Genomic DNA, 6,094 nt, shown 5'->3' with positions numbered 1-6,094 from the left:
CGGTGTTCAACTTACCGAGTAATTCGGAAAGCAGACTTGCGTAGGGGATCAGTTCCTTTGGCAAAGTGTACATGTTGAAATAAAGATTACTGTACAGGATGTCGTTGGTGAAGGTGTTATGCTGCAGTACTTTTACGCCCGATACGTCTTTCTCGTCCATGCCAAACCATTCAATATCCGGACTGATGTCTTTCAATTTCAGCATCGGTATTGTTGCAAGTGCTTCCGGTGAATCTTCGCGTTTTTGGTAGTCAATCAAGGCTTTGGTGTCTTGCACCAGTGCTGTTTTTTCATCGTCGGTCAGGCTTTTTTTATAGGCTGCCAGTTCTTCTTTGGTTTGTTCATCAATTTTAGCCTGTAAGCCCGGTTCCGGTTTCATCACCATCAGCAAGGCATGCGGATTATTCAGCAGGTATTCCTGCATGTCTTCTTCCAGTATGTTGCTGGTGAGTGCTTTTTTCGCTTCGGACAGTGGCTTATCGAATTCCATTCCTAAAAACGGGTTATCGGCAAAGAACCAGCCCGGGTAACTTTGAAAGAAATACATCAAGCCTTTTTGAGGGGTGTTTCCTTCTTTGAGACTGAACTCCGTACGGTTTAAAATACCTTCGACGGTTTCTTTGTCGAATCCTTTCGCTACAACCTCTTTGATGGTATTAAAGACGGTTTCTTTGAAGAGATCTTTGTCTTCCGGATTGGCATTTTTGACAATAATTTCAAAAACATTCTGTTTGTGTTCGCTGAAATGAGCACTTACATCCCGGCCTATTCCTTTTTCCTGTAGGGCCAGTCGCAAAGGCGCCGATTCCTGGTTTACCAAGGCATCGGCGATCACATCGAATTGCATGCAAAGTGCTCTGGCGGTATCCTGTCCAACGACGAAGGAGAGATCCAGAAAGGTTTGATTTTTCGTGTCAGCACCTTCCGGAACGGCATACGTACATTCAGACTCCTTCATGGCATCAAAAGGCTTCTGCAGTGGAATATCTATTTTCTCGGTTGGCAGGTCGTATTTCGAAAGATAGGCTGAGTCTATAAAAGCCAGCTCTTTATCCAGGTCGGCATCGCCATAAAGTAGAATATGGCTGTTTCCCGGGTGGTAATATTTTTTGTGGAACTTGATGAAATGGTCGTAGGTCAGCTTGGGGATTTCGGTCGGGTAGCCACCGGATGCTACACCATAAGTGTTGCCAGGAAACAGGATTTTGTTTACCCGGTAATCCAGTTCGCGCGTTGGGTTGGAAAAAGCACCCCTCATTTCGTTGTAGACAACTCCTTTGTAGGTGATTGCATCATCCGGATTTTGCAATTCATAATGCCAGCCTTCCTGTTTTAGAATCCGGGGATCGGTATAAATCAACGGATTTAGAACAGCATCCAAATAAACATGCATTAGGTTGAAATAGTCTTTATCATTCATACTGGCTACCGGGTATGTTGTGAAGTCAGATCCGGTAAAGGCATTCAGGAAGGTATTTAACGAACCTTTCATGAGCACATCGAACGGACTTTTGACCGGGAAATTTTTGGACCCGTTTAAGACCGAATGTTCCATAATGTGTGGTGTGCCGTAATCGGTTTGAGGAGTCGTTTTAAAGGCAATGTTGAATAGCTTATTGGGATCGTCGGTTTGAATTTTCAAGAGTTCAGCACCACTTTTGTCGTGTTTAAATAAGAGGCATTCAGCATTTGCTTCTTTTACAAAACGCTTTTCAACCAAGGTGAAACCATGGTATTTTTCGCCTGTCTTGTATTTCTCCTTTGTTCCGCAGGAGGCCAGAACCAACAGGAGTAGGCAGGAAATCAAAAATGTAATTTTCCGCATGTTTCTAAGGTTAAGTGAGTAATTTTCAGTAAAAATATGTCTAATATACAAAAAAGGATGTTTGTGATGACTATCAGTTGGTTAAAAGAAGGAAGGTTTTATGCTGAATAACAAATAAAAACCACCGGTTTATTGCCGGTGGTTTTGATGATCTGAATGTCGTTGGTTAATTTTTGATTAGTTTCCCGGTTATAGTTTCTGATTTGAATGTTATTTTGTAAATGATCATTCCTTTCGGAAGTTGTTGAGTTGGGAATTCGAAGGTGTAGCCACTGCCGGCCTGGATATCCTGATCTGCCACAAAATGGAGCAGTCTTCCACTCAGGTCGAATAGCTCGATGCGGACGTGGTCATCCTCCGGTCTGGTGATTTGGAAATTAACCTGATTGCTAAACGGGTTCGGGAAGATGTGAATCCCGGCTTCTTCAGCAGTCTTCAGACTTGCGCTTTTTAAGGTGCTTTCGCATACCTTATAAGGCATTGGTGTTTCAAGTTGGTAGCCCTCCTTGGTGACATCCGTAATCTCGAGACACCATTCTCCGGCCGGGTTTCGGATTGCACGTGAGTCCAATACGACGAAGCCATCTGCATCGGTCGTGCCGCTCACATCTCCGGAAGTTGGTCCGGTGAAGTTTCCGCTAACAGTTGCACCAGCAAGCGGCAATGCGTTTCCATCGGTAACAAAAACTGTTGCTTCAACATATTCTTTACTTCCTTTGGCACTCAATCTGGTTAAACTTTGTATTTCAACGTGCATTGGCTCGAGCGTTGGTCCCGGAGGAGTGCCCCATTCGGCTTCTCCCATAACGACAGGAGCCGATTTTCCGTTACTTGCCCACAAAGAATAGAGAATGTTCCCGGCATCGTTGGTTGAGTTTTCATCTCTCAAAAATTCAATGTATTCTTTTGATGTCGTTTGATATAAAAGTTGAGCTTTAACATAAGCAGGTGTTGCCGGGAGTGTATAGCTGGTATTGTCATAATTTTGCTCATCTGCGTATTGATAAGCCACGACAGGAGAACCAATGCTTTCGAAATTCGCATTGGTGAATCCGAGCGGTGGTATTCGGTTGTCTTTCACAACCTGGTTGTTTAAAACAAAGTGGAATGATGTTCCATCTTCCGAATTTGAAAGACCTGCAAGTTCTGCAACAGCATTGCTCATGCCCAGTTTTATCTCATAAATCTTGCTGTCGTCATTCTCGTCGGTTGTCCCTTGACCGTTTGTGTAGATTATTCCATGTTTTTCCAGGATCGCAGAAGTGTTATCGTAGGCTCCTGATTCGTAAATCAGATTGTCGTTTGCGTCGTAGGCTTGTAGGTTGATCCATATTCGCCTTCCCTCCGGATAGCCTGACGGTAGTTTGTGTCCCGTATTATTGGTTATTGTTACTGTCGCAATATTGTTGGTTACTGTTAGCTCTATCAAGGCTGCATTTTGCAGCATAAACAAAGCACGTTGTTTGCCTGCCTCCAAAGCAGCCGGATTTACCTCGGCGGGATAAAGTAAGGCGACCAAATCGGGAATGAAGGTGTTTCCACCGGTCATATCGTGCAGGGGAAGATTATCGCGATACACGGTTCCCCGTTTGTTTGCAGCCACTCCCGATACATCGTGCATGTGACAGTCCTGGCAGGTTGAAACCCCGGTCTCCAGTAAGTTCCCTCCAAAGGCTGTCCCGGTAACAGGTCCCTTGGCAAAGTCACTCATTCTCCATTCGCTGAACGTGCGCTCAACAGGAAGCATATTGTAAGTAGCAAAGCTGGACTCTGTTTTTTCGGCTAAGCCACCTAATATAGGGTTTCCGTCGGCATCGAAGGCCGGGCTGCTAACATCGTGGCAGGTGCCGCAAAAGTCGGATTGGCTGTGGAAAGGAGAATAAAATATTTGGTGCTTTGCCGCTGCATCCGTAAAGGGACCGCGTTTGGCGTTATTGGAATGAGCTACATACATACCGTTGCCGGATTGTAAAGGGATGTGCGTGATCGTTCCCAGGTAGTCCTGGTCCGATGGATAGGTTGAAGCTGTATAATCCGGATCGTTGGGGAATGGGTTAAGGCCAATAGCCGAAGGTTTTACCAGTTTGTGACAGAAGTCGCACTGAACTCCTTCGCGGTCGTTACTATTTAAGGCAGAACCATCAGTTGGGGTCGAACGTCCGGCTAACCAGCCATCGGGAGCGTGGCAGCGAATACATAAATCGCCGGATCCCGGAGCATCTTGCTCGGCAATAGCTAAGCAGGCATAAAACAAGGGGTCTCGGGCAGCTTGTGCCATCATACTTCCTCGCCAATTAAAAGCAGGTTCTACTGTTTGGTCGTATCCGCCATGGCAATTGTCGCATTTATCAGGATGTTCAATATTTCCGGAATCTCCCGGTTGTGAACCCGGCATAAAGAAAGTATCTAAAGTGGTTGCTATAGCAGCAATTAAGGCGACTGCTAAAAATAAGGGTAATAAGGCAAGTAAAGGTTTTTTCATAACATCATGGTTTTATGATAGTTTACGAAAAACCTTAGCCTTAGATGTAGTTTGGTTGTTGGAATTCAGTAGTTTGTATTTAATTTAAATAAGAAAGGCTACCGGTTAGGGTAGCCTTGATCTTTAAGCAGTTCCGCTTTATTCACAAATCTCAACATCCAGATGGATGGTGTAATATTTAGCTTCAGCAACAGGAATCGTTAAATCTTTGCCTTTGTAAGTTGTAAACTGACCTGATGCTGGTCTGGAAGTTGGAATTTCGTCATAAGCTTGAATTTTGACAGGTTCTTTTACATCCTGAAGGCTCCAGCTTCCAAGGTTGATAATGATGTTGCTGCCATCGTAAGTTACAGTTCCGTCGGTTGCTTTTTGCCCTGCATAAATTATTTGAGCTTCATCAATTGTAGGTTCAAAATAGTACCACCAGGCATTTCCTTCACCGACAGAATTTCCTGCATAGGCTGTTTCTACGTGTAGGGTACAATCTGTGTTTACTTCTCCATTATATGTATCAGTACAAACTCCGATTAATGTATAAGGAGCTACGAAATCAACTTCGTTACCAGTACCTGTATTGTTACTGTTGTTTCTGTTTACAATTATTTCAGTTGAATATTCAGAGCAGGGATTCCAGCTTTCAGGCAGGTAGGTTGTTATAATATAAGGATCAGTACTTTCAGATGTGTATAGATCTGATCCACCTGTATTATTATATATTACACCTCCCAATGTGATTTGGTGTATATTTTCAGTGCTTGTGAACGAATAGATAATTTGTGTTGCTGTATTGCTAATTGCGACAGTCACTGATTTTGTATTGTTGTAGAAGGCTTTTGTAATTATTGCTTCAGACTGGCCATCCGGGGCTATGCAAGTTGTTGCGCAATCCTGATCCGGCCAGGTCGTTTGTGGATCAGGGGCGGAAGCAGACTTGAGTGTCGATTCACTCGCATAGAAGTCGGTTGTTTCTTCTTTTTGGCATGCCCAGAAAAGGCCGGTAATGAGCGTAAGCACTAAGGCAATGGAGGTAGAAATTTTTCTCATACTAATTGTGTTAAAATTTAATTTGTTTAGTCTAATTTAAAATCGTGTTGAATGAAAAGATGGAATTTACCCTTTAAATTCAGGGTTTTACATATTTTGCCTGTTTTCGATTGATTGCGCAACGAAAAAGCACTCCATTTTTCTGTGAATAAAATTAGACTGGAATTTGATGAAAGTCAATAGGAATGGTGCGTGGGGGAGGTATGATCAGGTATAAATCGCTCTTTCGGTTATCAAAAACTATTTTTCGGTGATTTAAAACAAGTGTTCACTTATCCGCCTTTCTGATATTGACAAGGTAAGATTGATTTTGATTAATAAAAAAGTCTTTCAGCTTATTAAGGCGTGAAAGACTTCGGCTAAAAATGTATTCGATGGTCTTCTTTTAGTCTTTCCACCAATTTGAAAACGACTGTGTTGTATCGTGTAAGTAAACCGGTTCGCCTATCCGGGGAGTTAATGCAGGAATTGTTTGTTTAGCCCTGTTTTTTGCAAGCTCCACCAATGGTTCGTCCCAGGGGTGAGCAGCTAAGGCAAATTTCGAATTATGGACCGGCAGTATTCGTTGGGCTTTGAGATCGGTGGCAGCCTGGAAAAGCTGTTCGGGCAAGAGGTGAATGAATTTCCAGCGCTGGTTATATTGCCCTTGTTCAATAATGGCTAAGTCGAAAGGTCCGTATTGGTTCCCGATTTTTGCAAAATGGCTATCGTATCCGCCATCGCCACCTATAAAAAGGTTCATG

The 6,094-nt window shown here is 43.4% G+C and carries 4 protein-coding genes; all 4 read right to left on the bottom strand.

From position 1 onward, the window contains the following. A partial coding sequence (locus tag AC37HE_RS06410) for an insulinase family protein (protein ID WP_500781969.1) occupies positions 1-1,825 on the bottom strand: 1,825 nt, incomplete at its 3' end. A gap of 166 nt (positions 1,826-1,991) precedes the next feature. Continuing rightward, positions 1,992-4,307, bottom strand: a complete 2,316-nt coding sequence (locus AC37HE_RS06405; RefSeq protein ID WP_500781968.1) for a T9SS type A sorting domain-containing protein — start codon at positions 4,305-4,307, stop codon at positions 1,992-1,994. A gap of 138 nt (positions 4,308-4,445) precedes the next feature. Further along, on the bottom strand, positions 4,446-5,351 hold the full coding sequence (locus AC37HE_RS06400) for a hypothetical protein (RefSeq protein WP_500781967.1): 906 nt from the start codon (positions 5,349-5,351) through the stop codon (positions 4,446-4,448). 385 nt (positions 5,352-5,736) lie between these two features. After that, on the bottom strand, positions 5,737-6,094 hold a 358-nt coding region (locus tag AC37HE_RS06395), incomplete at its 5' end, for an MBL fold metallo-hydrolase (protein WP_500781966.1).

It is taken from the genome of Mangrovibacterium sp. (genome assembly GCF_059905295.1).
The sequence above is the reverse complement of the archived record's forward strand: the minus strand, read 5'-3'. Positions and strand labels throughout refer to the sequence as shown.